Below are 25,490 nucleotides of genomic sequence, written 5' to 3' on the forward strand. Positions count from 1 at the left end.
GGATTTCAAGGGCGAGATCTACACCCGCCAGGAGCGCAACGGCATCCTGCTCGGCACTTACGAAAAGGCGTGCAAGCCATGGTCGCCGGTCAACACGCCCTGGGATTTCGGCCACGAGCTGTTGCAACCCGACCTCGACCGCATCGCGCCGTCGCTGGAGGTCGGCTTCAAGCATTTCCCCGGCATCGAGAAGGCCGGCATCAAGCAGATCATCAACGGTCCCTTCACTTTCGCATTGGATGGCAATCCGCTCGTCGGCCCGGTGCAGGGCCTGACCAACTTCTGGTGCGCCTGCGCCGTCATGGCCGGCTTCAGCCAGGGCGGCGGTGTCGGCCTGGCGCTGTCCAACTGGATGGTGCATGGCGATCCCGGCTTCGACGTCTGGGGCATGGACGTCGCCCGCTTCGGCGAATGGGCGAGCCTGCGCTACACCAACGCCAAGGTGCGCGAGAACTATTCGCGCCGCTTCTCGATCCGCTTCCCCAATGAGGAACTGCCGGCAGCACGCCCGGCGCAGACGACGCCGCTCTACGACACCATGCTCGCCAACAACGCCGTCATGGGCGACTCCTGGGGCCTTGAGACCCCGCTATGGTTCGCGCCGAAGGGCAAGGAGCCCAAGGATATCGTGTCCTTCCACCGCTCCAACGATTTTGGGCCGATCGGCGAGGAAGTGCGCGCCACGCGCGAGCGCGTCGGCGTCACCGAAATCGCCAACTTCGCCAAATACGAAGTCTCCGGACCGGGGGCGGAGGATTTCCTCAACCGGCTGATGACCAACCGCATGCCGAAGGCCGGCCGCATCGTGCTGACCCCGATGATCAACGAATTCGGCAAGCTGATCGGCGACTTCACCATCGCCAAGGCCGCGGAAGACCGCTTCATGATCTGGGGCTCGTCGGCCGCGCAGAAATATCACATGCGCTGGTTCGAAAAGCACCTGCCGAAGGATGGCCCAAGGACGTCAGAGGTGCGCATCCACCGCTTCGACCAGACGCTGGTCGGCCTGTCGATTGCCGGACCGAAGTCGCGGGACCTCCTGCAGAGGCTGGTCGATGTCGATATCTCGACCAAGGCCTTCCGCTTCATGGACTTCCGCGAAATGGCGGTCGGCGGCGCGCCCTGCATGGTCAACCGCATTACCTATACCGGCGACCTCGGTTACGAGATCTGGATGGCACCGGCCTATCAGCGCCTGGTTTACAAGGCGATCAAGGACGCAGGCGAAGAATTCGGGCTGGTCGATTTCGGCATGCGCGCCCTGCTCTCGATGCGCCTGGAAAAGAACTTCCCGACCTGGTTCCGCGAATTGCGGCCGATCTACGGACCGTTCGAAGGCTCGATGGACCGCTTCATCAAGCTGGAGAAGAACGACTTCATCGGCCGCGACGCGGCCGCCAGGGAACGGGCCGAAGGACCGAAGCTGCGCCGCGTGTCCTTTATCGTCGAGGCGGCCGACGCCGACGTGATGGGTGACGAGCCGATCTGGGCCAAGGTCGGCAAGGACTACGGTACGGTGGAAAAGCCGCATGGCTTTGGCGCGCCGCGCTTCGATGCGGCCGGCAAGGAAGTGCGGGGCTCCAAGGCGGCACAAGGCGCATCCGCCGTGCGCGGCATCGTCGACGGCGACTGGCGCGTGGTCGGTTGGGTTACCTCCGGCGGCTATGCCCACTATATCCAGAAGTCGATGGCGCAGGGCTACGTGCCGGCGGCGCTGGCCGAGGATGAAAGTGCCGGCCTGTTCGAGATCGAAATCCTCGGCCATCGCCGTCCGGCCCGCATCAATGTCGAGGCGCCGTTCGACCCGAGCGGCGAGAAGATGCGGAGCTGAGGTTTCGCCATGGACAGCGCGGCGCCAAAGGGGAGCTTCGGCCGCCACCGCAAGATCATGCCGTTTGTGCCGGGCTCGATCGAGGCGCTGCGCGAGGCCTCCCGCCAGAAGGCGGCTGATCTCAACCAGCATGTGCTGGGCTACGGCGCGACAGCCGAAGCGGAATGGGCGGCGGCAGGCATTGCCGCCCCCGACTTGGCCGAAATGCGCAAATACCGGCTGGAACGCATCCGCACCGAGCTGAGGCGCCGGGGCTACGCCGGCGCGCTGCTCTACGATCCCATCAACATCCGCTATGCGACCGATTCCACGAACATGCAGCTTTGGGTGGCGCACAACCCGACACGGCATTGTTTCGTCGCCACCGAAGGGCCGGTGGTGCTGTTCGACTATTTCTCCTGCGAACATCTGTCGGACCATTCCGGCGTCGTCGACGAGGTTCGCCCCGCCGTCTCGTGGATGTATCTGTACAGCGGCGAACTCACCGAGCAGAAGGTCCGCCGCTGGGCGGGCGGGATCGCCGATCTGGTGCGGGAACATGGCGGCGGCAACAGCCGCATCGCGGTCGACCACATCAATCCGGAAGGCGTCGAGGAACTTGCGCGCCGCGGCATTTCCATCGGCAATGGCGAAGCGGTGATGGAGAACGCCCGGCTGGTCAAATCCCCGGACGAGATCCTTGCCATGCGCCGCGCCATCCTCGCCTGCGAGGCGGCAATGGGCGAGATGGAACAGGCGCTGAAGCCCGGCATCACTGAGAATGAATTATGGGCCGAACTGCACCGCGGCAACATTGCCCGCGGCGGCGAATGGATCGAGACGCGGCTGTTGGCATCCGGCCCGCGCACCAACCCCTGGTTCCAGGAATGCTCCTCGCGCCTCATCGAGGCGGGCGATCTCGTCGCCTTCGATACCGACCTGATCGGCCCCTACGGCTTCTGCGCCGACCTGTCGCGCACCTGGCTGTGCGGGGATGTGAAGCCAACCGACGAACAGCGCGATCTTTTCCGCATCGCCGCCGACCAGATCGCGCACAATACCGAATTGATACAGCCGGGCACCGCCTTCCGCGACCTTGTCGACCGCTCGGCGGTGCCGCCCGGCGACTGTTTCCCGATCCGCTATGGTGTGCTCTACCATGGCGTCGGGCTGGCTGACGAATACCCGACCTTGCCGCATGCCGACGACTGGACATCGGACACGCCCGACGGCGTGATCGAGCCAGGCATGGTGCTGTGCGTGGAGAGCTATATCGGCAGGCTCGGCGGGCGCGAGGGCGTCAAGATCGAGGAACAGATCCTGGTCACCGGCACCGGCAACGAAAAGCTTTCAACCTATCCGCTGGATGCGAGGCTGCTCGGCTAAGCCGGCAAGGGCCTCCCGCATCGCGGCAACCGTTTTTTCCGGCGTCGTTTTCGCGGTGATGAAGGGCAGGCCCTTGCGCAGGCCTGTCCAGCCGACGACCTTCACCTGCCGGGCGGCCGGCTCGAAGCGCTGCGCCAGCGCCCAGCTCTCGCAGTCGATCGCCGCGACATCGGCCCTGCCCTCGGCCACGGCGACGATCGAAGCGCGATGTCCGCCGCTTTCGCTGCGCGAGGAAAACACATCAAGGCTTTCGCCCAGCGCCTCCAGGTCTCGCGTCGGCGCGATGATACCGGACATTGAATCGAGGCTGTTGAAGGTGAAGCGCTTGCCCCGGATCAGATCGAGCGGGATGACGGGCCTGCCATTGCCAGGCGCAGGCACCGACGCCTTGCCGTCCGCCCGCATCACCAGCGCGCTCGAATAAAGCTCGCCCTGGCCGCCTTCGTAGACGTCATAGCTCGGCTGGCCGACAACCTGCACATGGCCGGCCAGGCCAAGCTCCATCGGCCCCCAGCAAGTCTGCGCGAACAGCAGTGCGGGATGCAGCCAGAGCTGGTGAAAATCGAGCGCGTCCGGCGGCAGTGTCGCGGGGTCGGGCGCGATCAGAACGCCGGTGCCACTATGAATGCCACCCGGCACCGGCGGCAGATCGCCGTTGCGGCGAATGACGGTCTCCGGCGCATCGATTATCCCCCCTTGACGGAAGGCATCGCGCAGCAGTGCCCATTGGGCGTCGACCTCGCGGCGCACTTCCGGCCAGTCATACATCGGCAGCGCTGCAACGAATTCGCTCATGCCGGGATCTGACCATTAAATCTGGAGAGAGGTTCACAAAAACGCGGCGTCGGATTTGAGTTAGCCGACACCGTCCGTCGTGTCGCGGGCTTCATTCCTTGGGCGGCTCGGCCGGGACTGGCGCGGTGCCGAGCCCGCTGATGCTGCGCGCCCTGACGCGCGGCTTGAACGCCCTGCCCGGCTCCGGCTGGCGCCGCAACACCGGATGCACGATCGGCTCCTTGGCCTTGAAAGCATAGGACCTGATCAGCGCGAAATAGTTGGGATAGGCATAGCCATTGTTCATCCGCAGCCATTCCTCGCGACGTTCACGAAACAGCTGGGGCAGTCTGTACCAGGCCACCGTTGGTGTCTTGTGGTGGACGAAGTGCAAATTGTTGTTGAGGAACAGGAACGACAGCGGCGAGCGCTCGATGATCACCGTGCGGCCTTCGGGATGCTCGGACCATTGATGCTCGGCAAAGGTGCGGATCGCGATCAGCGACTGGCCGAGCCACACCGGGAGAATATAGAGCCAAAGCGGAATGCCGAAGCCGAACTGCACGATCGGCGCCACGACGGCGAGGCCGATCGCATGCAGCAGCCAGGCTTTGCGGATGGCCTTGTCGCCGGCCATCATATGTTTGGCGTCGTCGATGAAGAAGCCGATGCAGGACAGCCAGGGACCGAGAAAGAACCGGCCGGCCATGGTGTTGTTGACCTTGAGCAGGAATTTCATCGTCGGCGGCAGGTCGTCATGCTGCCACAGCGCCTGGTAATAGCTCTCCGGATCGTCGAGCGGATCGGTCAGGCGCTCGTCGGCATGATGGCGCAGATGAAGCGTCTTGAAGCGGCGGAACGGCCAGACCAGACCGATCGGCAGGAAGACGAAAGCCTCGTTGATCAGGGCATCGCGCGTCGGATGGCCGTGCAGCACTTCGTGCATGATCGACGACTGAAGTGCCAGGATGAAACCGAGGAGAGCGAGCGCGAAGATCGGATAGGACGGCCAGAGCAGAAGGCCGGTGGCGAGCCATGCTCCGTAACAGAAGAAAGCGAGGGCTACGGTTGGCCACTCGATGGCCGGTGTATTGCGTCGCCTGATGCTCTTGCCAGTCATGCTATCGACCACTGCCCCTCAGTCGCCGGAACCCCAGTGGCTCCTGACAGCATAGTGTCAGGAGAAACGATTCCACTCAACGAGACAAAGTGTACAAAATGTTGCGATTGCGCATTTTCAACCGCACATGTTACAGATTGTAAACAGGCCTAGGGATTCATTTACGCCTGGAGCGCCTCGTCAGGACGTCTCGGCGAAAATTTTTCCTCATGATTCGGAGACTTGGAAGATGGACAAACGAGATCTGTCAGCAATCTTTCGGGAGCGTCTCAAGTTGCTCCTGACAAGGTCCGACCTCAACCAGTCCGCCTTCGCCACCGCCGTCGGCATCGATCGGTCGGCGCTGTCGCAGCTGATGTCGGGCGCGTCGACGCGCTTGCCGCGGGCCGAAACGCTGCTCAACATCGCGGCCGAGTTCAAAGTGTCGCTGGATTGGCTGCTCGGCCTCAGCCAGGACGAGGGCGTCACCGGTGAAATCCGCGAAAGCCTGGAGATCGAGGAAGCCCCCGACGGTTTCGACCGCACGCTTCTGGCCAGATGGTTCGCCGAGGCCGCGGGCACCAAGATCCGCTATGTGCCGGCCGGCATCCCCGATCTTCTGCGGACCCACGCGCTGGTCGACTATGAGGCAAACATCACCAACAGGAGCAGGCTCGCACAGGCCAGCGAGACCCAATACCGCATCGAATACAACCGGCGCCCGGAGACCGACATGGAAGTCTGCATGCCGCGTCACACGCTGGAGATTTTTGCACGCGGCCTCGGCGTCTGGGACCGCTTTCCGGAGGCCGACCGTCGGCAGCAACTCGCCCATATGGCGACGCTGCTTGACGATCTCTATCCGACTTTCCGGCTGTTTCTCTACGACGGCCGCATGCGCTATTCGATCCCGCTCACCATTTTCGGACCTTACCGCGCCGCCATCTATGTCGGCGACATGTACGTCGTGCTGAATGCCACCCAGCCGGTCCAGGCCTTGACCCGGCATTTCGACAATCTGATCCGGGCCGCCGACGTCAACCCGCATGAGGCAGCAAGCTTCGCGCGCAATCTGGCTGGCCTGTCGTTTCCATCAGGTTCCGCATGACAGCGGCACCCGTAACCGCGCCCTTCAACTGCGACTCCGCCGTCGCTATTTCATTGACTGGACATAAAGACTTCTTTATATCCTTATCCGAATTCAGAACATGAAAGCCAATCCGATGACGACGACCAACCCGATCGACGCGCTGCTGGCGCAAAAAGGCGTGCTTTTGGCTGACGGCGCCACGGGCACCAATTTGTTCGCAATGGGTCTCGAGGCTGGCGAGGCGCCTGAGTTGCTGAACGAGACCGCGCCCGACACCATCACCAGCCTGCACCAGAATTTCGTCGACGCCGGCGCCGACATCATCCTGACCAATTCCTTCGGCGGCACCCGTCACCGGCTGAAGCTGCATCATGCCCAGGACCGCGTGCACGCCCTGAACAAGCGCGCCGCCGAGATCGCCCGCGCCGTTGCCGACAAGGCCGGCCGCAAGGTGATCGTCGCCGGCTCGGTTGGTCCGACCGGTGAGTTGCTGGTGCCGCTTGGCGCCATGACCTATGACGAGGCGGTCGACGCCTTCGCCGAGCAGATCGAAGGCCTCAAGGAAGGCGGCGCCGAGGTCGCCTGGATCGAGACCATGTCGGCGCCCGACGAGATCCGTGCCGCCGCCCAGGCGGCGATCCGCGTCGGCCTGCCCTACACCTATACCGGTTCCTTCGACACCGCCGGCCGCACCATGATGGGCCTGCTGCCCAAGGACATACACGGCGTCGCCGACGGCTTGTCGCAAGCACCGCTCTGCGTCGGCGCCAATTGCGGCGTCGGCGCTTCCGACATCCTCGCCTCGCTGCTCGACATGACACAGGCGAAGCCGGAGGCGACGGTGATCGTCAAGGGCAATTGCGGCATTCCCGAATTCCGCGGCACCGAAATCCACTATTCCGGCACGCCCGAATTGATGGCCGACTATGTGCGCCTTGCGGTCGACGGCGGCGCGAAAATCATCGGCGGCTGCTGCGGCACCTCGTTCCAGCACCTGGCCGCCATGCGCAAGGCGCTCGACGCCCACAGCAAGGCGGATCGTCCGACCGTCGAGACGATCGTCGAGCGCATCGGTCCGATGCGCAACAAGGTGGCCACGGCGAACACCGCCGAGACCAGCGAGGCCCGCCGCGAGCGTCGCCGCAGCCGGGCCTGACTTGGTCGGGTTAGATCACTCGCTGTTGTCGGCGTAGCTCGACTGCGCCGATTTGAGATCGACGACATTGTCGCCGCGCATCGTCATCAGCGCTCCGGATGAAACCGGATCGGTGATCTGCTCCAGCATAATGCGGAAACGGTCGTTGGTCAGAGCCGACATGGCGGTGTGGCGCGCCTGCGCGACATCGTCGCCGATGCGCCTGGATTCGGCTGATTGGGCGGCCGCCGAAGCGTCCCGTGCCGGCGGTGTCGAGTTGGCGGTAGTCCTGATCTGCAATTCCGGCTCCCTCAGCCCCACACACCTATCCGGCGTAACAAGAGGAAATTGCGATCCGGTACCGGAAATGCCGCGCAATTTAACGGATCGCAAATTCCGCAAGAAAAGGCCGGCAGGAATGTCCCCTCGCCGGCCTGCCTCACCCGCCCGTGGTTCGGTTTCTCACGTCAGAACGATCTCATCTGAAAGAAACCGGCCGTCATCACTACCGATTGCCGCCCAGCGCCGAGGCAAGGCGCACAAGCGAGAGGAACTCGGACCTGTACCCAAACGGGTCGGCCCCCCGGGCGGCAGTGGCGATCTCCATGATCCTGTCATAGCCGAACTTCGCCGTCGCATCCTCGTCGCGCAGTTTCTGGCCGAAGGCCGCGACCGCGACGGAGAAACGCTGGTCGGTGGTGGCCTGGTCGAAAGACGCAACCTCGTTGGCCGACGTCACCGGCGTGGTGATCAGCTTCGAGAGGTCCTCGTTGGGCAGCTTGTAGCGTATCTTGACGAAGGCGTATTCGTCCGCATTGGCGACGCCACCATTGTTCACCGCGGCCTGGCCATAGCGAAGCGGTTCGATCTGTTCGCCGCCGCTGCCCTTGGGCGTGATCTCGTAGATCGCGGTGACCGAATGGCCCGAACCGATCTCGCCGGCATCGACGCGGTCATTGTTGAAATCCTCGCGGTTCAAGGCGCGGGTCTCATAGCCGATCAGCCTGTACTCCGAGACCTTCTGCGGATTGAACTCGACCTGGATCTTCACGTCCTTGGCGATGGGGAACAGCGTCGAGGAGGCATCCTCGACCAGCACCTTTTCCGCCTCGGCCAGCGTGTCGATATAGGCGGCGGTGCCGTTGCCGTTCTGCGCGATGGTCTGCATCATCTGGTCGTTCAGATTGCCGCGGCCGAAACCGAACACCGACAGGAAGACGCCGCTCTTGCGCTCTTGTTCGATAAGGCGCTTGAGATCGTCGTCGTCGCTCTGGCCGACATTGAAGTCGCCGTCGGTGGCGAGCATCACGCGGTTGATGCCGTCCTTGATGAAGGACTGCTCGGCCAGTTTGTAGGCCTCCTTGATGCCGGCCTCGCCGGCCGTCGAGCCGCCCGGCTGCAACTTGTCGATGGCATTGAGGATCTTGTCCTTCTCGGCAACCTTCGTCGGCATCAGCACCGTGCCGGCATCGCCGGCATAGGTGACGATCGAGATGGTGTCGTCGGCCTTCAGCTTGCTGACCAGCAGCCGGAATGCCGACTTGAGCAGCGGCAATTTATCCGGTTCGTCCATCGAGCCCGAGACGTCGATCAGGAACACCAGATTGGCCTTGGGCTGCTCGGCCGGCTTGACGTCGAAACCCTTGATGGCGACATGCATCAGCTTGCTGTGCGCGTTCCACGGCGTCGGCATGACGCTGACGGTCGAATTGAACGGCGTCGACGCCGCATCCGGCCCCTTCCAGTCATAGGGGAAGTAGTTGATCATCTCCTCGACCCGCACCGTGTCGGCCTGCGGCAGGAAGCCCTCCTTCAGCGAACGGCGCACGAAGGAATAGGAGGCGGTGTCGACGTCGATCGAAAAGGTCGAGACCGGGTCCTCGAGTGCCGAATGTACCGGATTGGTCTTAAAATCCTGGACGCGATCGCGGTTTTCCTCCTGTGGTGCGATCTGGTCCGCCGGCGCCATGGCGGGCTGCTGCGGTGCTATCATTTTGGACATGCGTGCGGCTCGCGACGTGCTGGGCGCGGCAGTGCTATCCAGGGCGAACTCGCCCGTTGGCGCAGGTGGCGCAGGTTCCGCCGGCGCAACCTGTTCCTGCGCATTCTGCGGCGCCAGGCCTCCAGCAACGGCCGATTCGGATCTGCTCGGCGCCGCCAAGGCCTCCGTTTCGTCGCGGCTTTCCGCGTCGGTCTTCTTGTCTTTCTCAGGCGCGCTCGTTGCGAGCGGTTTGTCGATCGCCTGATCGCCCGTGGCCTGTTTAGCCAGCGGCTTCACCGTGGCGGGCTTGTCGGCCAGCGTCTCGGTGATCTTTTCGCCGCCGCCGAAAGTGGACGGCTGTTCCCTCAGCATATGGAAAGTGGCGTATCCGGCGATCGGCAGGGCGACGAGCCCGGCAATAGCCGGCGTGGCAATGAGTTTCTTTTGCATGATTTCGCTCCAGAGCTTTCGTGCTCGCTCTGTGAGACGAAGACCGCCGACCGATCCTTGGCTGACAGCGGAAATATTTTCCTCATCATAGGCGCGCATGGCGGCCTCGAAGGCGCGCGCCTTCGCGCTCTCGCCGGGAGCCGGGATCACTATGTCGCGCAGCCTCTTGAGTTCGTTCTCGTCGACCATGGTCACACTTCCCCGGCTGAACGCATGAGCGTCTTCAGCCGTTTCTTCGCTTCATGGATGTGCCAGGAAACAGTCGTCTCCGAGATCGCCATCGCCTCGGCGGCGGCCGCGTGGCTCAAGCCCTCGCCATAGACCAGCAGCACGGCGTCGCGCTGCTTGTCCGGCAGTCGCCGCACCGCGGCCCACAGCGCCTCGGCAAGATCCTCGTTCTCGGCCGGAGCCTCGCCCGAAATCAGCGCATGAACGCCATAGGCTTCGGTCTTGACCGTCTCGCGGGCGCTCTTGCGCATCATGTCGCGCGCGGCGTTCAGCGTCATGGCATAGAGCCACGTGGTGAAGGCGCTGCCGCCGCGATAGTCGCGGATCGCCTTGCCGAGCCGGACGCAGACTTCCTGGGCGATGTCTTCGGCGTCCGCCTTCCGACCGCACCAGCGGTAGGCGGCGCGATAGACGAAGTCATAGTGCCTTTCGAGCAACGCGCCGAAAGCTCCCCTGTCTCCGCCCTTCGCCCGCCCGATCAGTTCGGCGTCGGAGGCTTCGCTCTCATCCAGCATCATCGCCATCATTTGCCTGTTGGACGAAGGCTAATGGCCAATCCTTGGGGTGAGGGAAAGATTTTTTTACTGGTACCTCTTCCTTCTCCCCGTTCTACGGGAGAAGGTGCCCGAAGGGCGGATGAGGGGCGGCGCCGACCTCTCGAAGATTGGCTTTACCCGAGCGTCTCGGAAAACAGGGTGATCAACCGGTTCCAATGCCGCTCGGCGCCATCTTCGTTGTAGACGCTGTGGTCCGGCACGCACCAGCCATGCGCCATGCCGACATAATTCTCCAGCACGTAATCGACTTCCGCCGCCCTGAACGCCTCGGCCAGCCGCGCTGATTGTTCGGGCGGAAAACTCCTGTCGACGCCGGCCATGCCGACATGGACGCGTGCCTTGACCGACCCCGCCTTGCGGTGCGGACTGTCGGCCGCGTCGCTGGCGAGATTGCCGCCGTGGAAACTGGCCGCCGCCCTGATGCGATCCGGATAGGAGGCGGCTGCGTTCAGCGCCCGCGCGCCGCCCATGCAATAGCCGACAACGCCGATCGGCCCGGTGACGCCTTCGGCAGCGAGTGCGTCGAGGAAGGCGCCGCTGTCGGCAATCGTCATCTCCTGCGTCGTGGCGCTGATCAGCGCCATCAGCGGCACCTTGGTTCTTTCCTCGACGAACGCGGTTTTGGCATCGAACGGACCGTAGGGCGCGTTGCGATAGAAGAGATCGGGCACCAGCACCGGATAGCCCTCGTCCGCCAGCCGCCCGGCCATGCCGTCGAGCGCGGGGCGCGGGCCGAAGGCATCCATATAGAGGATGATGCCGGCCTTGGGCGGGGAAGCGTTGGCCGGGCGGAACAGCCCCGCCCTCGCCATACCGTCCCTGGTCTTGATCTGAAGGTCCTGTTTCGCCATCGCCAGCTCCGTTCGGTTGCTGGGCGATACATATCCGGGCACGCCGACAGGGCAAGCTATTGCCTGATTTTGGCAGTCAACATTTCGTGCGGCAGCGCGACGAGCTTACCGGCCCGCGAACGCTGCCATGTGGAAGGCCTGCACCTCTGAGGGGTAGCGATAGGCTGTGCCATAGGGACAGGCGTTGCGGTCAAGGCAGCCGCCGTCACAACAGGGCCCGCCACTCGGCCCGCGCACATGCGCCAGGCAGGCCTGGTAGGCGAAGCCTTGGATGGAATAGGCATCGACCGGACAGGATTTCAGGCACGGTTTGTCGACACAGGTGTCGCAAAGATGGACCGCCTCGCGAGCCTCCGGGAGCGCGATCTCGTCCTCGAACAGCAGCGCGCCGCGATAGGCATGCCAAAGCCCATATCGCGGATGCATGAGGATCCCGAGCGGTGACGGCTTCAGGCCCTCGGCCCGCATCGCCCATCGCTGGAACGGCAGATAGGGCTTGTCGGACGGCGACACGGCGCGTGCGCCGAATTCTTCCGCGACCGCGCCTATGACCTGCCGGGACCAGGTGTCGAGCGGATTGGCGATTGCTCGCGGCTGCTTTTCACGCCAGCGCAGAAAATGCGGCCAGGGTGCTGCCCCCGCCTGTCCCACCAGCAGCGCCGACCTGGTTGGTGCACCGGAGCGGCCACAAGGCGCCGCCTCGCCGTCCCCAAAGGTGAAGCCGCCACGCAGGATGAGGCCGTCGGCGCCAAGCGCGGCCGCAATCTCCTCCATCCTGCCGCGCGAAGGAATCATCCCTTCTTGACCGGATCGGAGAAGGCGCTCCGCCAGACTTCCTTGTGGATGATGTTGGCGACTTTAGCCCCGCCTGACTCGGGCTCCTTTCACGTGAAGGCGTCGGGCATCGACCCCTTCTTCTTGGCGATGAAGTCCTTCAGCGCTTCGTCGATCGCCGGATCGAGATGCGGCGCCTCATAAGATTCCAGCCAGCGGCGGGCGAGTTCGTTGGCGCGCTGCGGCGCGGTCTTCTCGCCTTCGGCCAGCCACTGCTCGTATGAATTGTTGTCGGCGATGTTGGAGCGATAGAAGGCAGTCTGGAAATTCGCCTGCGTGTGGTCGCAGCCGAGATAGTGGCTGCCCGGCCCGACTTGGCGGATGGCGTCCATCGCCTGGCCGTTTTCCGACAGGTCGACGCCTTCGGAGAATTTTTGCGTCATGCCGAGCTGGTCGATGTCCATCATGAATTTTTCGTAGCAGGACGCCAGCCCGCCCTCGAGCCAGCCGGCCGAATGGAGGACGAAATTGGTGCCGGCCAGAATGGTCGAGTTCAGCGTGTTGGCACTTTCATAGGCTGCTTGCGCATCCGGGATTTTGGAAGCGCAGAGCGAACCGCCGGTGCGGAACGGCAGGCCGAGGCGCCGTGCGAGCTGTGCGGCGCCGTACGACACCAGCGACGGCTCCGGCGTGCCGAAGGTCGGCGCGCCCGACTGCATCGAGATCGACGAGGCGAAGGTGCCGAACAGCACCGGCGCGCCGGGCCGGATCAGCTGCGTGAACGAAGCGCCGGCAAGCACCTCGGCAAGCACCTGGGTCAGCGTGCCGGCCACCGTCACCGGGCTCATCGCGCCGGCGAGGATGAACGGCGTGACGATGCAGGCCTGGTTGTGGCGCGCATAGACCTTCAGCGCGCCAAGCATGGTCTCGTCGAACACCATCGGCGAGTTGGCGTTGATCAGGCTGGTCAGGACCGTGTTGTTTTCGACGAAGTCGTTGCCGAACACCAGCTTGGCCATGGCGACCGTGTCCTCAGCACGTTCCGGCGCGGTGACCGAACCCATGAACGGCTTGTCGGAATATTTGATGTGCGCGTAGATCATGTCGAGATGGCGCTTGTTGACCGGTACGTCGACCGGCTCGCACACGGTGCCGCCCGAATGGTGGATCGAAGGCGCCATGTAGGCGAGCTTCACGAAATTCTGGAAATCCTCGATCGTCGCGTAACGCCTGACGCCGTCGAGGTCGCGCACGAAGGGCGGTCCGTAGACCGGGGCGAAGACGGTGGCATTGCCGCCGATCTGCACCGAGCGTTCGGAATTGCGGGCATGCTGGGTGTAGATGGGGGGCGCGGTCTTCAAGAGCGAACGGCAGAGCCCCTTCGGGAAATGCACGCGTTCGCCCTTGACGTCGGCGCCCGCCTCTTTCCACAGCTGCAACGCCTCCGCATCGTCGCGGAAGATGATGCCGATTTCTTCCAGCACCGTGTCGGTGTTCTTCTCGATCAGCGCCAGGCCTTCCTCGTCCAGCACTTCATAGACGTTGATCTTGCGCTTGATGTAGGTGAGCTGGGTGCCGGGACCGCCGCCCGAACGCGCCGCCCGCCGTGCCGCCGCCCCGCCGCTGGCGCCGCGTCCACGTCGCGCGTTTGACGCTTCCTGGTCCACTGCCGCGTGTTCGCTCATGATCGTTCTTCCCTGAATTTGGACCGGCTTGACTAGCGCCCGGCCCGGAACCGTTGTGGCCGCCGAACGCGGCTTCCGGCGGATCGTAGCCATGCACCCTATTCGAAACGGCCCGTCCGCGCCAACGCCTGTCGCAAAATCGACAAGAAAACCGATAGATTTTTCAGTCGCTTTCCTTTTGCGGGAAGTCGCAAATCAGCTATGGATACCCGCCCCTTGCGGGTTAGGTATTGGCGCGTTGATTTTAAGCTGCCATGGTCGTTCCCGGCAGCAAGGAGCCTGAGAAACAATGTCCGACGACGAGATTATCCTCTCCGAGCTTTCCGACGACGAGTTGGTGCAGCAGATGCACGACGATCTCTATGACGGTCTGAAGGAAGAGATCGAGGAAGGCACGCGCATCCTGCTCGAGCGCGGCTGGGCACCCTACAAGGTGCTCACGGAAGCGCTGGTCGAAGGCATGCGCATCGTCGGCGAGGATTTTCGCGACGGCATCCTGTTCGTCCCCGAAGTGTTGCTGTCGGCCAATGCGATGAAGGCCGGCATGTTCATCCTGCGCCCGCTGCTCGCCGCCACCGGCGCGCCCAAGCAGGGCAAGATGGTGATCGGCACCGTCAAGGGCGACATCCATGATATCGGCAAGAACCTCGTCGGCATGATGATGGAAGGCGCCGGCTTCGACGTCATCGACCTTGGCATCAACAATGCGGTCGAGAAATATCTCGATGCCATCGAGCAGCACCAGCCGGACATTATCGGCATGTCGGCGCTGCTGACCACGACCATGCCTTACATGAAGGTCGTCATCGACACTATGAAGGAAAAAGGCATCCGCGACGACTACGTCGTCCTGGTCGGCGGCGCGCCGCTGAACGAGGAATTCGGCAAGGCGGTCGGCGCCGACGCCTATTGCCGCGACGCCGCTGTGGCGGTCGAGACCGCCAAGGACTACATGAAGCGCAAACACAATGTGCGCGCTTCCGCCTGATACAAGGGCAAGGCGGACGCTCAACAAACGAAGCCGCGCCTTGCAGCGCGGCTTTTTTGTTCCCAGATGTTGGGAGCGGCGGTCAGGGTTTTTTGACGGTATCGTCAACGGCCTTCGCGGTAGACTTGATATCCCTGCCGACGCCGCGGACGGTGTTGGCACAGGCCGAAAGGGCCAGGGCACAAGCCAGGATTGCGATTGGCGCAATGCGTAACAGTTTCATCGACGGTTTATCCCTCTCTCGGTAGATCGCCCCACAGCAACGAAAGCCGGCTCGGCTGGTTTCATGAAGATGCCCAGACCCAAGCAGAATCAAGCGGACAAGCTGCTCATCATCGCCTGCGGGATGATTGCGCGCGAGGTGTTGGCCGTCAAGGAACAGCTCGGGCTCGATCACCTCGAATTGACATGCCTCCCGGCCGAGTTTCATTTCTATCCGGACCGCATCGCGCCGGCGATGGACAAGGCCATCGAAAAGGCCAAGGCGGAAGGCTACAGCAACATCTTCGTCGGTTACGCCGATTGCGGCACCGGCGGCCTGCTCGATCGGGTCTGCGAGAAGCATGGCGTCGAACGCATGGCCGGTCCGCATTGCTTCGCCTTCTACCAGGGCATGGATGCCTATGCGAAGGTCGCCGACGACGACATGATGTCCTTCTACATGACCGATTTCCTCTGCCGCCAATTCGATGCCTTCTTCATGAAGCCGCTCGGCCTCGACAGGCATCCGGAGCTGATCAAGGACTATTTCGGCAATTACGAGAAGCTGATCTACCTGGCCCAGACCGACGATCCGGAGCTCGACAAGGTCGCGGAAAAGGCCGCGAAACTGCTTGGCCTCGTCTATGAGCGGCGCGCGACAGGCTATGGCGATCTGACGGCTGGGCTGGCCAAGGCCGCGGCTGACGTCTGACGTCTGACGCTGGCTGGGCTGCGGCCCTCTTGCGCGGCGATTGGCGATTATCGCCCTTTCCGAAGGCGAAGACAGGACGGATCGCCGCCTTCTACTGGAGAATGGCCTTGATCTGTTCCCAGGCCAATTGCCTTAATTTGGATCGCGGCGTGGTTTCGTTGTTAAGCACGGATGACAGCCTGCCGCGAATGGGTAAATTGCGCGCAACCCATGCAAAGGCGCCGTCCAGTGGTCGGCTGCCGGACACCGACGAGGAATGCCGATGACCCTTCGCCTGATGCTTGCCGTTGCCGGCCTTCTCTGCTGCACCTTGCCCGCGCTTGCTGACGGCGAGGTGCAGAAGCTGATCACCGCCGCCGACAAGGCGCGGCTGGACAAATATGGCGAGACGCGCAAGGCGGCTCTTGCCGAGGCGAAGGCGGGCAATCCTGGCGAGGTCAGGCAACTCGACGCCTTGCTTGCCAAGCCGCTGGTTGCCTTCTCCGACAAGGACCTCACCGGCAAGTGGCAATGCCGCACCATCAAGGTGGGCGGGCTGAGCCCGCTCGTTATCTATGGCTGGTTCAAATGCAGGGTGACCGACGACGGCTCCGGCTGGCGGCTGGAAAAGCTCACCGGCTCGCAGCGCACCAAGGGCCGCTTCTTCGACGACAGCGAAAAGCGTGCGATCTATCTCGGCTCCGGTTCCGTCAACAACGATCAGGCAAAACCCTATGGCAGCGGCCCCCGGACCGACCAGGTCGGCTACGCCTTCCGCAATAGCGCCGGGGAATGGCGCATCGAGTTCCCCGCTCCCTATTACGAATCGAAGCTCGACATCATGGAGTTCAAGCGCTGAGCGGAGCCTTCCTGACGACTCCGGCATACCAAGGATTAACCCGCCTCGTCTAAGCTCCGGCCGTGGCAGTTGGTCCCGGGGGTGGCAAGATCAATGGCAGTACCGGAAACCAATCCGAGACCGATCGTGGTTGTCACCGGAGGCGGCCAGCACGTATGGGCAATGGTCAACGCCATTGCCGATCGTGTCGGCCCAGTCATCGTGATCCTGGAAGTCCCTGAATCCAAAAAGCGATTGCTGCTTGGCCGTGCCCGTCGCCAGGGCTGGCTGCAGGCCATCGGCCAGTTCGGCACGATGGTGCTGAGCAGGCTGGGCAAGCGGCTCTACGCCAGCCATGCCGCCCGGTTGATTGCGCAGGAGAAGCTCGATACCGAGCCGCGGCCGGGCCAGGAGATCATCCATGTTGCCTCGGCCAATGGGCCGGAGTGTCTCGCGGCGATCCAGAGAATCCAGCCAGGCGTCGTCCTGCTTAACGGCTGCCGACTCCTGTCGAAGGACGTGTTGGCCAGGATGCCTTGCCCGGTGCTCAACTATCACGCAGGCATCACGCCGAAATATCGCGGCATGAACGGCGGCTACTGGGCTTTGGCATCAGGCGATTCCGCGAATTTCGGCACCACGGTGCATCTGGTCGATGCCGGCGTGGACACGGGCGGCGTGCTGAAACAGGCATACGGCCAGCCGAAACCAGGCGACACGATCTCAAGCTATGCGCTGCGCCAAACGGCGTTTTCGCGCGACATCTGCGTCGAGGCGGTCAGCGATGCTCTGGCCGGAAAACTGACGACGTTCGATCCGGGCCTGCCATCGAAGCAGTGGTACCATCCGACGATCTGGTATTATCTCTGGACAGGGTTCAGAACCGGCATCTGGTAGCGCATTCCGCGTCCGGCGCCGCGTGCCGAAGGCAGGGCTATCCCAGCGTCTCGAGCCTGCCGACGCGCAAGCCGGAACGAATAAACGCGCCTTTCATTTTACGACATCCAAATGCGTCGCTTTTGAATGCGCGCGCGTCGTCCCATAACAAGCGACCCAATTGCGCATGCGGCAATGCTCGCAGATCGAGGAGTGAGAATTCATGGCCGATCTGATCGTCGTCTACTGGCGCGACATCCCTGCCCAGGTCATCGTCAGGAAAGGCCGCCAGAACGCCAAGCGCGAACTGCCGTTGCGCTTCACCGAGGCGATCGACATGTGCGCCATGCGCACCGGCGCCGGCGGCACCGACGACTATCTGGCCGAATGGCGCAAGGCCGATCCGGTTCCGGTCGGCGACGACCTCGAAGCCGAGGTCGAGAAGGCATTCCAGGACATCGACGCGAAATATGACCGCGAGCGGCTGGTCGCTCTGGTCAAGGCGGGCGGCAAAGAAAATGTCTGAAACCATTCCCGCCAAGGAGAGCCCGGCTCTCCAGCCGATCACCCAGGCGACCCTGGTCAAGAAGGCGGCACCGAAATCCGACTACAAGCCGGCCGACGTGTCGCCACAGCGCCGCGTGCAGCGCTCCTTCGCGGTGAGATTGTGGTCGGTCCGGCACTCGCGCCTGCTCGAATGGTTCTATGCCCGCTTCGCCGACATGTTCCTTCTGCTGCATCCCTTGTGGAAAGGTATCGGTTACAGCCGTGTCGAGGCCCCGGTGAAGTTTGTCGAAAAGCGCGTCAAGGGCTTCATGTTCGACTGCCGTATGTGCGGCCAGTGCATCCTGTCCTCGACCGGCATGTCGTGCCCGATGAACTGCCCAAAACAGCTGCGCAACGGCCCCTGTGGCGGCGTGCGCGCCAACGGCAATTGCGAGGTGGAGCCCGACATGCCTTGCGTCTGGGTCAAGGCCTGGGAGGGGGCGCGCAACATGGAGCACGGCGACAGGATTCTCGCCGTGCAGAAGCCGGTCGACCAGTCGCTGCGCGAAACGTCCGCCTGGCTGCGCGTCACCGCGCAGGCGGCAGCCGCCCGTGAAGCCGCGGCCGATGCGAAGACCGGAGCGGCCGCATGATCGCCCGCCAGCGTGACGAGAACCCGGCCGGCATCCATCTGCCGCTCGACCCCTTGCCCGGCCACACCTCGCGCGGCCGGCTCGAACGCGTCCTGCGACGCGGTGAATTCGCGGTCACCACCGAGCTCAACCCGCCCGACAGCGCCGATCCCGAAGACGTCTACAACAGGGCGAAGATCTTCGACGGCTGGGTCGATGCCATCAATGCGGTCGATGCGTCGGGCGCCAACTGTCATATGTCGTCGGTCGGCATCTGCGCGCTCCTGACCCGCATGGGCTACGCACCGATCATGCAGATCGCCTGCCGGGACAAGAACCGCATCGCCATCCAGGGCGACGTGCTGGGCGGGGCTGCCATGGGCGTCGCCAACATGCTGTGCCTGACAGGCGACGGCGTGCAGGCCGGCGATCAGCCCGGCGCCAAGCCGGTGTTCGACCTCGATTCCATGTCGCTGCTCGAAACCATCCGCATCATGCGCGACAACGGCAAGTTCCTGTCCGGCCGCAAGCTCACCACGCCGCCGCAGTTGTTCCTCGGCGCGGCCGTCAATCCGTTCGCACCACCCTTCGACTTCCGCCCGATCCATCTCGGCAAGAAGATCGCCGCCGGCGCTCAGTTCGTCCAAACGCAGTATTGTTTCGACGTACCGATGTTCAAGACCTTCATGCAAAAGGCACGCGATCTCGGCCACACGGAGAAAGTGTTCGTCCTGTGCGGTGTCGGACCGCTCGCCTCGGCCAAGACCGCCAAATGGATCCGCTCCAACGTGCCGGGAATCCATATTCCCGATACCGTCATCAAGCGGCTGGAAGGCGCCCAGGACCAGAAGAAGGAAGGCAAGCAGCTCTGCATCGACATCATCAACGAGGTGAAGGAAATCCCAGGCGTTTCAGGCGTCCATGTGATGGCCTACCGCCAGGAGGAGTATGTCGCCGAGATCGTCGATGAATCGGGCGTGCTGAAGGGCCGCCAGCCGTGGAAGCGCGAAATCCGCCGCGACGACCAGATGGTCGCCGACCGGCTCGACCATATCCTGCACGACGATGTTACCGAAACCCAGGTGGACATGGTGAAGACCGCGCATTGACTTGCGCGGAGAACCACCATTCGCTTGATCGGCAAGAGATAACGATATAAAGAACTCTTTATATCACGACGGAGAGATTTCATGACCCGGACCATCGTTGCCTCGGCGACACGAGAAATCATCATCGGCTTCGACCAGCCCTTCTGCGTGATTGGCGAGCGCATCAACCCGACTGGCCGCAAGAAGCTCGCCGCCGAGATGATCGCCGGCAATTTCGAAACCGTCATCAAGGACGCGCTGGAACAGGCCGCTTGCGGTGCCACCATGCTCGACGTCAATGCCGGCGTCACCGCCGTCGACCCCAACGCGACCGAGCCGGCATTGCTGGTACAGACGCTGGAGATCGTCCAGGGCCTGGTCGACCTGCCGCTGTCGATCGACTCCTCGGTCACCGCCGCGATCGAGGCGGCGCTCAAGGTCGCCAAGGGCCGTCCGCTGGTCAACTCCGTCACCGGCGAGGAGGAAAAACTCGAAGCCATCCTGCCGCTGATCAAGAAATACAACGTGCCGGTCGTCGCCATCTCCAATGACGAGACCGGCATTTCGATGGATCCGGATGTGCGCTTCGCCGTCGCCAAGAAGATCGTGCAGCGCTGCGCCGATTTCGGCATTCCGGCGCATGACGTCGTCGTCGACCCGCTGGTCATGCCGATCGGCGCGCTCGGCGATGCCGGCCGCCAGGTGTTCGCCCTGCTGCGGCGCCTGCGCGAGGAACTGAAGGTCAACACCACCTGCGGCCTGTCCAACATCTCCTTCGGCCTGCCGCACCGCCACGGCATCAACGCCGCCTTCATCCCGATGGTGATCGGCGCCGGCATGACATCGGCCATCATGAACCCGGTGCGTCCGCAGGAAATGGAAGCCGTGCGCGGCGCCAACGTTCTGAACGGCACCGACGAGAATTGCACCAACTGGATTCGCACCTATAAGGATTACAAGCCGGCCGAAGGCGGCCAAGCGGTCGCCGCTCCGACGGCGGTCAATGCACCAGGCGAAGGCGGCGGCAATGGCGGTCGCCGTCGTGGCGGTCGTGAAGCCCGCATGGCAAGGGGATAAGCGCGCAATCGTGAATTCGCATACCAACATCACCGATCCGCTCGTGCTGTTCATGCCGTCGGGCAAACGCGGGCGGTTTCCGGTCGGCACGCCGGTGCTCGATGCCGCACGCCAGCTCGGCGTCTATGTCGAGAGCGTGTGCGGCGGGCGCGCCACTTGCGGGCGCTGCCAGATCGAGGTGCAGGAAGGCAATTTCGCCAAGCACAAGATCGTCTCCTCCAACGACCACATCTCGCCCAAGGGGCCCAAGGAAGAGCGCTATGAGCGCGTGCGCGGCCTGCCGGAACGGCGCCGCCTCTCCTGCTCGGCGCAGATCCTCGGCGACCTTGTCATCGACGTGCCGCAGGACACGGTCATCAACGCACAGACCATCCGCAAGGATGCCGACACCAGGGTGATCGCGCGCGATACGGCGATCCGCATGTGCTATGTCGAAATCGAAGAACCCGACATGCACAATCCTTCAGGCGATCTCGACCGGCTCAAGATCGCGCTGATGAAGGACTGGAACTTCAAGAACCTCGAATTCGATTTCTATTTGCTGCCGCAGGTGCAGGGCATCTTGCGCAAGGGCAACTGGACCGCGACCGCCGCCATCCACAAGGATGCCGACAGCGATATCGCGCGCGTCATCGCTTTGTGGCCCGGCCTCAAGAACGAGGCCTATGGGCTGGCCTGCGATATCGGCTCGACCACCATCGCCATGCATCTGGTGTCGCTGCTGTCGGGCCGCGTCGCCGCTTCGTCAGGCACGTCGAACCCGCAGATCCGCTTCGGCGAGGATCTGATGAGCCGCGTTTCCTATGTGATGATGAACCCGGATGGCCGCGAAGGCATGACGGTCGCCGTGCGCGAGGCGATCTCCGGTCTTGTCGACAAGGTCTGCGCGGAAGGCAGTGTCCAGCGCAACGACATCCTGGATTCCGTCTTCGTCGGCAATCCGATCATGCACCATCTGTTCCTCGGCATCGATCCGACCGAACTCGGCGGCGCCCCCTTCGCGCTCGCCGTCTCGGGCGCGGTGCGCATCAAGGCCTCGGATATCGGCCTCAAGCTCAACCCGGGCGCACGCCTCTACATGCTGCCCTGCATCGCCGGCCATGTCGGCGCCGACGCGGCGGCGGTGACGCTGTCGGAGGGCCCGCATCGCCAGGACGAGATGATGCTGATCGTCGACGTCGGCACCAACGCCGAGATCGTGCTCGGCAATCGTGCCCGGGTCGTGGCTGCTTCCTCGCCCACCGGTCCGGCCTTCGAAGGCGCCGAAATCTCCGGCGGCCAGCGCGCCGCGCCCGGCGCCATCGAGCGCGTGCGCATCGATCCCGACACGCTCGAGCCGAAATACCGCGTCATCGGCTCTGAACTGTGGTCCGACGAGCCGGGTTTCCTCGACAGCGTGCAGGCGACCGGCGTCACCGGCATTTGCGGCTCCGGCATCATCGAGATCGTTGCGGAGATGTATCTGGCCGGCATCATTTCGGAAGACGGCGTCGTCGACGGATCGCTCAGCATGCGCTCGCCGCGTATCGTCGCCAACGGCCGCACCTTCTCCTACGTGCTGAAGGAAGGCGAGCCGAAGATCACCATCACCCAGACCGATGTGCGCGCCATCCAGCTCGCCAAGGCGGCGCTCTATGCCGGCACCAAGCTGTTGATGGAAAAGCAGAACACCGAGCATGTCGACCGCATCCACTTCGCCGGCGCCTTCGGCTCCTTCATCGATCCAAAATACGCCATGGTGCTGGGCCTGATCCCCGATTGCGACCTCGACAAGGTCTCGGCCGTCGGCAACGCCGCCGGCGCGGGCGCGCGCATGGCGCTGCTCAATCGCGGCTATCGTCGCGAGATCGAGGAGACGGTGAGCCAGATCGAGAAGATCGAGACCGCACTGGAGCCCAAATTCCAGGAGCACTTCGTCTATGCGATGGCGTTGCCGAACAAGGTCGATCCGTTCCCGAAACTGTCGGCGGCGGTGAAGCTGCCGCCGCGCAAGACGGTGAGCGAAGACGGCATCGCCGGCGACGCCACCCCGCGCCGGCGTTCGCGCGAAGGCCACGCCGCGCGACGTGGCCGGGAATAGCATGGGCGTGCGAGAAGAATGATGGGCGTCGTCTGACGCCCACCTTCCACCGGCACGGCCCTGCAATTTCATTTGTATGCAAATGTTTCCGGATCGGCCTGTCCGGAAACCAAATCACCGTTTTCGTGAAATCCGACCGATACATGGCAGGCGCATTTACCCGGTATCGAACGGCGGCCGAAGATAATCCTCGGCCGCCGCCGTTCTTCAAGGGAGATGAAAATGTCGATGTTCGAAAATCTCGGCCGCTACGGTGCGACCATCAGGCAGGCCCATGCCAGGAACAAGGCCGTCCGCGCCCTGAACAGCCTGCCGGCGCATGTCCAGAAAGACATCGGCTGGCCGGCCTCGCCGCCCAGCGACCCGCAGGCGGCGCTTTCCGCCCTGCTTTTGGGCTTTACGCGCTGATGACCTTCGCCGAAAAGTGCAAACTGCTCGGCACGCGCCGGAGCCCGCGAGGGGCTCCGGCCGTCACCAGCAACCGCCTGCGGGCAGCCCTTCTGCCGCAGCGCTGATCCCTCCCGCGAGAAATGCGGCGCCCATCACAGCGACGTGTGCACACAGCGTAAATCTTGACATCTTCGACCAGGGCACGATCTTCAAATATGAAGGGGACTTCTCTTAGTCGGCTGCCGCCGAAGTTCGTGTATCCGCATGCCAAGTTTGAAAAGCCACGTCGTATCCTTCGTGCTCAGGCACAGTCGCAAGAAGGCGTTTTCCAGCCCGGAAAACCTGCAGCGCTGGATCGCTGCGGCGCGCCGGACAGAGGACCATCACCCTCCGGTGTCAGTGCAGCAGCGCTTCAACATCGAGACGCGCACCGTCGACGGCTTTCCCGTCTACGAGATCGCCCCCAGGGCCGGCGAGCGCAAGCGGGTTCTCTATCTGCACGGCGGCGCCTATGTCTTTGAAATCACGCCCTATCATTGGCACCTGATCGCCGACATGGCCGACCGGCTGGGCTATGCCTTTACGGTGCCCATCTATCCCATCGCGCCCGAGCATGACTTCCACGCCATGTTCGGCATGGTCGGCGACGTCTATCGCCGGATGCTCGGCGAGACGGAGGCGGAAGACATCATCTTCATGGGCGATTCCGCCGGCGGCAACATGGCCGTGGTGCTCACCATGATGGCTGCCGAAGAAGGCCTGCCCTTGCCGTCGCGCCATGTGCTGATCTCACCCGGGCTCGACGTCTCGCTTGCAAACCCCGAGGTGTTCGAGGCGGAGCGGAACGATCCCTGGCTGGGGATCGCGGGCGGACGGGAGGCTATCCGGCTCTACAGTGCCGGAATAGACCCGACGGACTGGCATATCAGCCCCGTCTATGGCGACCTCTCGGTGCTGCCCAGGACATTGCTCCTGGCGGGCTCTCGCGATCTTCTCACGCCCGACAATCTGATCTTCGCACAAAAAGCACGGGCCGCTGGCGTCGAGGTAGAGCTCGTGCACGAGGAAGGCATGTTCCACGTCTGGCCGCTGATCGACATGCCGGAATCGCGCCGCGCGCGCGAACGGATCGTGGCGTTTCTGACCGAGAACCCCTCGCCCCTTGTTGAAGGCGCCGGCGCAAGCTTCGAAGCGCCGTCCACCGAGGCTTCGGGGCAGAGCCTCCAGTCAGAGCACCCCGGTTGATCAGAACTTGCCGGTTTCCCGGAAGACTTCGAACGTCGCCCGGATGTGGTCGGCCACCGCCTTGACCGGCGCGCTGGCGTCCGGCGCTACCACCATGGCGAGGTTATAGGTGCCGATATCGGGCATGCCGTCCTTGGGGCAGAGCTCGACCATGTCGTTGCCGAGGAAAGACTTCGGCAGCGGCGCCACGGCGAGATCTGACATGATGGCGGCGCGCTGGCCGGCCGTATGCGCGCTCATATACGCGATGCGGTAGTTGCGGCCCTCGCGGCTCAGCGCTTCGAGCGCCCCTGCCCGCCAGGCGCAGCCCTCTTCCCACAGCGACACCGGCAAGGGTTCGCGCAGATGCGCGCAGCCGCCCTTGGCGCCGGCCCAGACGATCGGCTCCGTCAACAGCACCTCGGCGCCGAGCGCGCTGGTCTTGTAGGAATTGGTGAGCAGCGTGATGTCGAGCGCCCGGTCATCCATGCGCCGGCGCAGATTGCTGCTCTGGTCGATGGTGACGTCGACGGCGATCGATGGATGCGACTGCGCAAAACGCTTCAGCACATGCGGCAGCACGCGCTCGCCATAATCGTCCGGCGAACCCAGCCGCACCACGCCGACAATATCGGGAATGATGAACTTGGACACCGCCTCGCGATTGATCGACAGCAGACGACGGGCATAGCCCAGCAGCATTTCCCCGTCGGTGGTCAGCGTCACCGAGCGCGCATCGCGCGCGAACACCGAGCGGCCCAGAATATCTTCCAGCTTCTTGATCTGCATGGAGACCGCCGAGGGCGTACGGAAGACGGCATTGGCCGCGGTGGTGAAGCTGCCGGTTTCGGCGATCGCCACGAAAGTGCGCAGCACGTCGAGGTCCAGCAGCGGCAGCGGATGATTGAGTGGGGCGTTCATGACGATCGACCTTCAATTTTTCTGATGCAAACTATCATTCCATTTCGTTTGATTGAACATCAGTTCGGGCGCATAGTCAACTCCATCGAAGCAGGATGCTGCCAAGGCAGCCGCGAAACGATCACGACACAGACCTGCCTTCGACATGCAATGAAGCTGATACAGACCTGACGTAAGG

At 63.4% G+C, this 25,490-nt stretch carries 24 protein-coding genes; 15 read left to right on the forward strand and 9 right to left on the reverse strand.

Annotation, left to right across the window (positions count from 1 at the left end; all coding sequences use genetic code 11):
- Together FJ951_RS17555 and FJ951_RS17560 are read left to right on the forward strand one after the other, a co-directional pair.
- A partial coding sequence (locus FJ951_RS17555) for an FAD-dependent oxidoreductase (RefSeq protein ID WP_140516315.1) occupies nt 1-1,831 on the forward strand: 1,831 nt, incomplete at its 5' end.
- A gap of 9 nt (nt 1,832-1,840) precedes the next feature.
- Complete coding sequence (locus tag FJ951_RS17560) at nt 1,841-3,196, forward strand: Xaa-Pro peptidase family protein (protein WP_140516316.1); 1,356 nt, start codon at nt 1,841-1,843, stop codon at nt 3,194-3,196.
- On the opposite strand, the gene FJ951_RS17565 is transcribed toward FJ951_RS17560, so the two are convergent.
- Nucleotides 3,161-3,991 carry a PhnD/SsuA/transferrin family substrate-binding protein gene (locus FJ951_RS17565; protein WP_140516318.1) on the reverse strand — a complete coding sequence of 277 codons (831 nt, stop codon included), beginning with the start codon at nt 3,989-3,991 and terminating at the stop codon, nt 3,161-3,163. The genes FJ951_RS17560 and FJ951_RS17565 overlap by 36 nt on opposite strands.
- 91 nt (nt 3,992-4,082) lie before the next feature.
- A complete protein-coding gene (locus FJ951_RS17570; RefSeq protein WP_140516319.1) occupies nt 4,083-5,090 on the reverse strand; it encodes a fatty acid desaturase in 1,008 nt (335 codons plus the stop codon).
- A 229-nt stretch (nt 5,091-5,319) separates the two neighbouring features.
- On the opposite strand from FJ951_RS17570, the gene FJ951_RS17575 reads away from it, so the two are divergent.
- Nucleotides 5,320-6,177 (forward strand): helix-turn-helix transcriptional regulator, encoded by an 858-nt coding sequence (locus FJ951_RS17575; RefSeq protein WP_140495665.1) that lies wholly within the window; start codon nt 5,320-5,322, stop codon nt 6,175-6,177.
- 115 nt (nt 6,178-6,292) lie between these two features.
- Complete coding sequence (gene bmt / locus FJ951_RS17580; protein WP_181172255.1) at nt 6,293-7,315, forward strand: betaine--homocysteine S-methyltransferase; 1,023 nt, start codon at nt 6,293-6,295, stop codon at nt 7,313-7,315.
- Nucleotides 7,316-7,330: 15 nt separating this feature from the next.
- Here bmt and FJ951_RS28490 read toward each other — a convergent pair whose 3' ends face one another.
- The 6 genes from FJ951_RS28490 to FJ951_RS17610 form a co-directional block, all read right to left on the reverse strand.
- Nucleotides 7,331-7,594, reverse strand: a complete 264-nt coding sequence (locus FJ951_RS28490) for a hypothetical protein (RefSeq protein ID WP_181169919.1) — start codon at nt 7,592-7,594, stop codon at nt 7,331-7,333.
- A 205-nt stretch (nt 7,595-7,799) separates the two neighbouring features.
- Nucleotides 7,800-9,914, reverse strand: a complete 2,115-nt coding sequence (locus FJ951_RS17590) for a VWA domain-containing protein (protein WP_140516323.1) — start codon at nt 9,912-9,914, stop codon at nt 7,800-7,802.
- 2 nt (nt 9,915-9,916) lie between these two features.
- Nucleotides 9,917-10,477, reverse strand: a complete 561-nt coding sequence (locus FJ951_RS17595; RefSeq protein WP_140516325.1) for an RNA polymerase sigma factor — start codon at nt 10,475-10,477, stop codon at nt 9,917-9,919.
- Nucleotides 10,478-10,623: 146 nt separating this feature from the next.
- Nucleotides 10,624-11,361 carry a dienelactone hydrolase family protein gene (locus FJ951_RS17600; protein ID WP_140516327.1) on the reverse strand — a complete coding sequence of 246 codons (738 nt, stop codon included), beginning with the start codon at nt 11,359-11,361 and terminating at the stop codon, nt 10,624-10,626.
- 105 nt (nt 11,362-11,466) lie between these two features.
- Complete coding sequence (locus FJ951_RS17605) at nt 11,467-12,156, reverse strand: 4Fe-4S dicluster domain-containing protein (RefSeq protein ID WP_140495660.1); 690 nt, start codon at nt 12,154-12,156, stop codon at nt 11,467-11,469.
- A gap of 89 nt (nt 12,157-12,245) precedes the next feature.
- Complete coding sequence (locus FJ951_RS17610) at nt 12,246-13,820, reverse strand: trimethylamine methyltransferase family protein (RefSeq protein ID WP_140516329.1); 1,575 nt, start codon at nt 13,818-13,820, stop codon at nt 12,246-12,248.
- Nucleotides 13,821-14,109: 289 nt separating this feature from the next.
- On the opposite strand from FJ951_RS17610, the gene FJ951_RS17615 reads away from it, so the two are divergent.
- From FJ951_RS17615 to FJ951_RS17670, 11 genes are all read left to right on the forward strand, one after another.
- Nucleotides 14,110-14,808, forward strand: a complete 699-nt coding sequence (locus tag FJ951_RS17615) for a B12-binding domain-containing protein (RefSeq protein ID WP_140495658.1) — start codon at nt 14,110-14,112, stop codon at nt 14,806-14,808.
- 286 nt (nt 14,809-15,094) lie between these two features.
- Entirely contained in the window at nt 15,095-15,721 is a 627-nt protein-coding gene (locus FJ951_RS17625) for a DUF1638 domain-containing protein (protein ID WP_140516331.1), read from the forward strand.
- A 262-nt stretch (nt 15,722-15,983) separates the two neighbouring features.
- Nucleotides 15,984-16,559, forward strand: coding sequence for a DUF4893 domain-containing protein (locus FJ951_RS17630; protein ID WP_140516333.1), 576 nt, complete (start codon nt 15,984-15,986; stop codon nt 16,557-16,559).
- A gap of 93 nt (nt 16,560-16,652) precedes the next feature.
- Entirely contained in the window at nt 16,653-17,435 is a 783-nt protein-coding gene (locus tag FJ951_RS17635) for a formyl transferase (RefSeq protein ID WP_140516335.1), read from the forward strand.
- 202 nt (nt 17,436-17,637) lie between these two features.
- Nucleotides 17,638-17,940, forward strand: a complete 303-nt coding sequence (locus FJ951_RS17640) for a virulence factor (protein ID WP_140516337.1) — start codon at nt 17,638-17,640, stop codon at nt 17,938-17,940.
- Nucleotides 17,933-18,553, forward strand: a complete 621-nt coding sequence (locus tag FJ951_RS17645) for a methylenetetrahydrofolate reductase C-terminal domain-containing protein (protein WP_140516339.1) — start codon at nt 17,933-17,935, stop codon at nt 18,551-18,553. Before FJ951_RS17640 ends, FJ951_RS17645 begins: the two co-directional genes overlap by 8 nt.
- Nucleotides 18,550-19,641, forward strand: a complete 1,092-nt coding sequence (locus FJ951_RS17650; RefSeq protein WP_140516341.1) for a methylenetetrahydrofolate reductase — start codon at nt 18,550-18,552, stop codon at nt 19,639-19,641. The genes FJ951_RS17645 and FJ951_RS17650 overlap by 4 nt, the downstream gene beginning before the upstream one ends.
- A gap of 81 nt (nt 19,642-19,722) precedes the next feature.
- Nucleotides 19,723-20,697: a methyltetrahydrofolate cobalamin methyltransferase gene (locus FJ951_RS17655; protein WP_140495648.1), complete on the forward strand. Its 975-nt coding sequence runs from the start codon at nt 19,723-19,725 to the stop codon at nt 20,695-20,697.
- Complete coding sequence (locus tag FJ951_RS17660; protein ID WP_140495647.1) at nt 20,648-22,777, forward strand: ASKHA domain-containing protein; 2,130 nt, start codon at nt 20,648-20,650, stop codon at nt 22,775-22,777. Before FJ951_RS17655 ends, FJ951_RS17660 begins: the two co-directional genes overlap by 50 nt.
- 222 nt (nt 22,778-22,999) lie before the next feature.
- Nucleotides 23,000-23,185: a hypothetical protein gene (locus FJ951_RS28495; RefSeq protein WP_140559670.1), complete on the forward strand. Its 186-nt coding sequence runs from the start codon at nt 23,000-23,002 to the stop codon at nt 23,183-23,185.
- A 246-nt stretch (nt 23,186-23,431) separates the two neighbouring features.
- Complete coding sequence (locus FJ951_RS17670) at nt 23,432-24,412, forward strand: alpha/beta hydrolase (protein ID WP_140495645.1); 981 nt, start codon at nt 23,432-23,434, stop codon at nt 24,410-24,412.
- Here the strand turns inward: FJ951_RS17670 and FJ951_RS17675 are convergent, their stop codons facing one another.
- On the reverse strand, nt 24,413-25,312 hold the full coding sequence (locus FJ951_RS17675) for a LysR substrate-binding domain-containing protein (protein ID WP_140495644.1): 900 nt from the start codon (nt 25,310-25,312) through the stop codon (nt 24,413-24,415).
- Nucleotides 25,313-25,490: the final 178 nt, after the last annotated feature.

This window comes from Mesorhizobium sp. B2-2-3 (assembly GCF_006442405.1).
Lineage (GTDB): Bacteria > Pseudomonadota > Alphaproteobacteria > Rhizobiales > Rhizobiaceae > Mesorhizobium.

Coding starts and splice junctions, on each gene's coding strand:
- FJ951_RS17560 (WP_140516316.1), top strand. CDS start 1,841: ATGGACAGCGCGGCGCCAAAGGGGAGCTTCGGCCGCCACCGCAAGATC.
- FJ951_RS17565 (WP_140516318.1), bottom strand. CDS start 3,991: ATGAGCGAATTCGTTGCAGCGCTGCCGATGTATGACTGGCCGGAAGTG.
- FJ951_RS17570 (WP_140516319.1), bottom strand. CDS start 5,090: ATGACTGGCAAGAGCATCAGGCGACGCAATACACCGGCCATCGAGTGG.
- FJ951_RS17575 (WP_140495665.1), top strand. CDS start 5,320: ATGGACAAACGAGATCTGTCAGCAATCTTTCGGGAGCGTCTCAAGTTG.
- bmt (WP_181172255.1), top strand. CDS start 6,293: ATGACGACGACCAACCCGATCGACGCGCTGCTGGCGCAAAAAGGCGTG.
- FJ951_RS17590 (WP_140516323.1), bottom strand. CDS start 9,914: ATGGTCGACGAGAACGAACTCAAGAGGCTGCGCGACATAGTGATCCCG.
- FJ951_RS17595 (WP_140516325.1), bottom strand. CDS start 10,477: ATGGCGATGATGCTGGATGAGAGCGAAGCCTCCGACGCCGAACTGATC.
- FJ951_RS17600 (WP_140516327.1), bottom strand. CDS start 11,361: ATGGCGAAACAGGACCTTCAGATCAAGACCAGGGACGGTATGGCGAGG.
- FJ951_RS17605 (WP_140495660.1), bottom strand. CDS start 12,156: ATGATTCCTTCGCGCGGCAGGATGGAGGAGATTGCGGCCGCGCTTGGC.
- FJ951_RS17610 (WP_140516329.1), bottom strand. CDS start 13,820: ATGAGCGAACACGCGGCAGTGGACCAGGAAGCGTCAAACGCGCGACGT.
- FJ951_RS17615 (WP_140495658.1), top strand. CDS start 14,110: ATGTCCGACGACGAGATTATCCTCTCCGAGCTTTCCGACGACGAGTTG.
- FJ951_RS17625 (WP_140516331.1), top strand. CDS start 15,095: ATGAAGATGCCCAGACCCAAGCAGAATCAAGCGGACAAGCTGCTCATC.
- FJ951_RS17630 (WP_140516333.1), top strand. CDS start 15,984: ATGACCCTTCGCCTGATGCTTGCCGTTGCCGGCCTTCTCTGCTGCACC.
- FJ951_RS17635 (WP_140516335.1), top strand. CDS start 16,653: ATGGCAGTACCGGAAACCAATCCGAGACCGATCGTGGTTGTCACCGGA.
- FJ951_RS17640 (WP_140516337.1), top strand. CDS start 17,638: ATGGCCGATCTGATCGTCGTCTACTGGCGCGACATCCCTGCCCAGGTC.
- FJ951_RS17645 (WP_140516339.1), top strand. CDS start 17,933: ATGTCTGAAACCATTCCCGCCAAGGAGAGCCCGGCTCTCCAGCCGATC.
- FJ951_RS17650 (WP_140516341.1), top strand. CDS start 18,550: ATGATCGCCCGCCAGCGTGACGAGAACCCGGCCGGCATCCATCTGCCG.
- FJ951_RS17655 (WP_140495648.1), top strand. CDS start 19,723: ATGACCCGGACCATCGTTGCCTCGGCGACACGAGAAATCATCATCGGC.
- FJ951_RS17660 (WP_140495647.1), top strand. CDS start 20,648: ATGGCGGTCGCCGTCGTGGCGGTCGTGAAGCCCGCATGGCAAGGGGAT.
- FJ951_RS28495 (WP_140559670.1), top strand. CDS start 23,000: ATGTCGATGTTCGAAAATCTCGGCCGCTACGGTGCGACCATCAGGCAG.
- FJ951_RS17670 (WP_140495645.1), top strand. CDS start 23,432: ATGCCAAGTTTGAAAAGCCACGTCGTATCCTTCGTGCTCAGGCACAGT.
- FJ951_RS17675 (WP_140495644.1), bottom strand. CDS start 25,312: ATGAACGCCCCACTCAATCATCCGCTGCCGCTGCTGGACCTCGACGTG.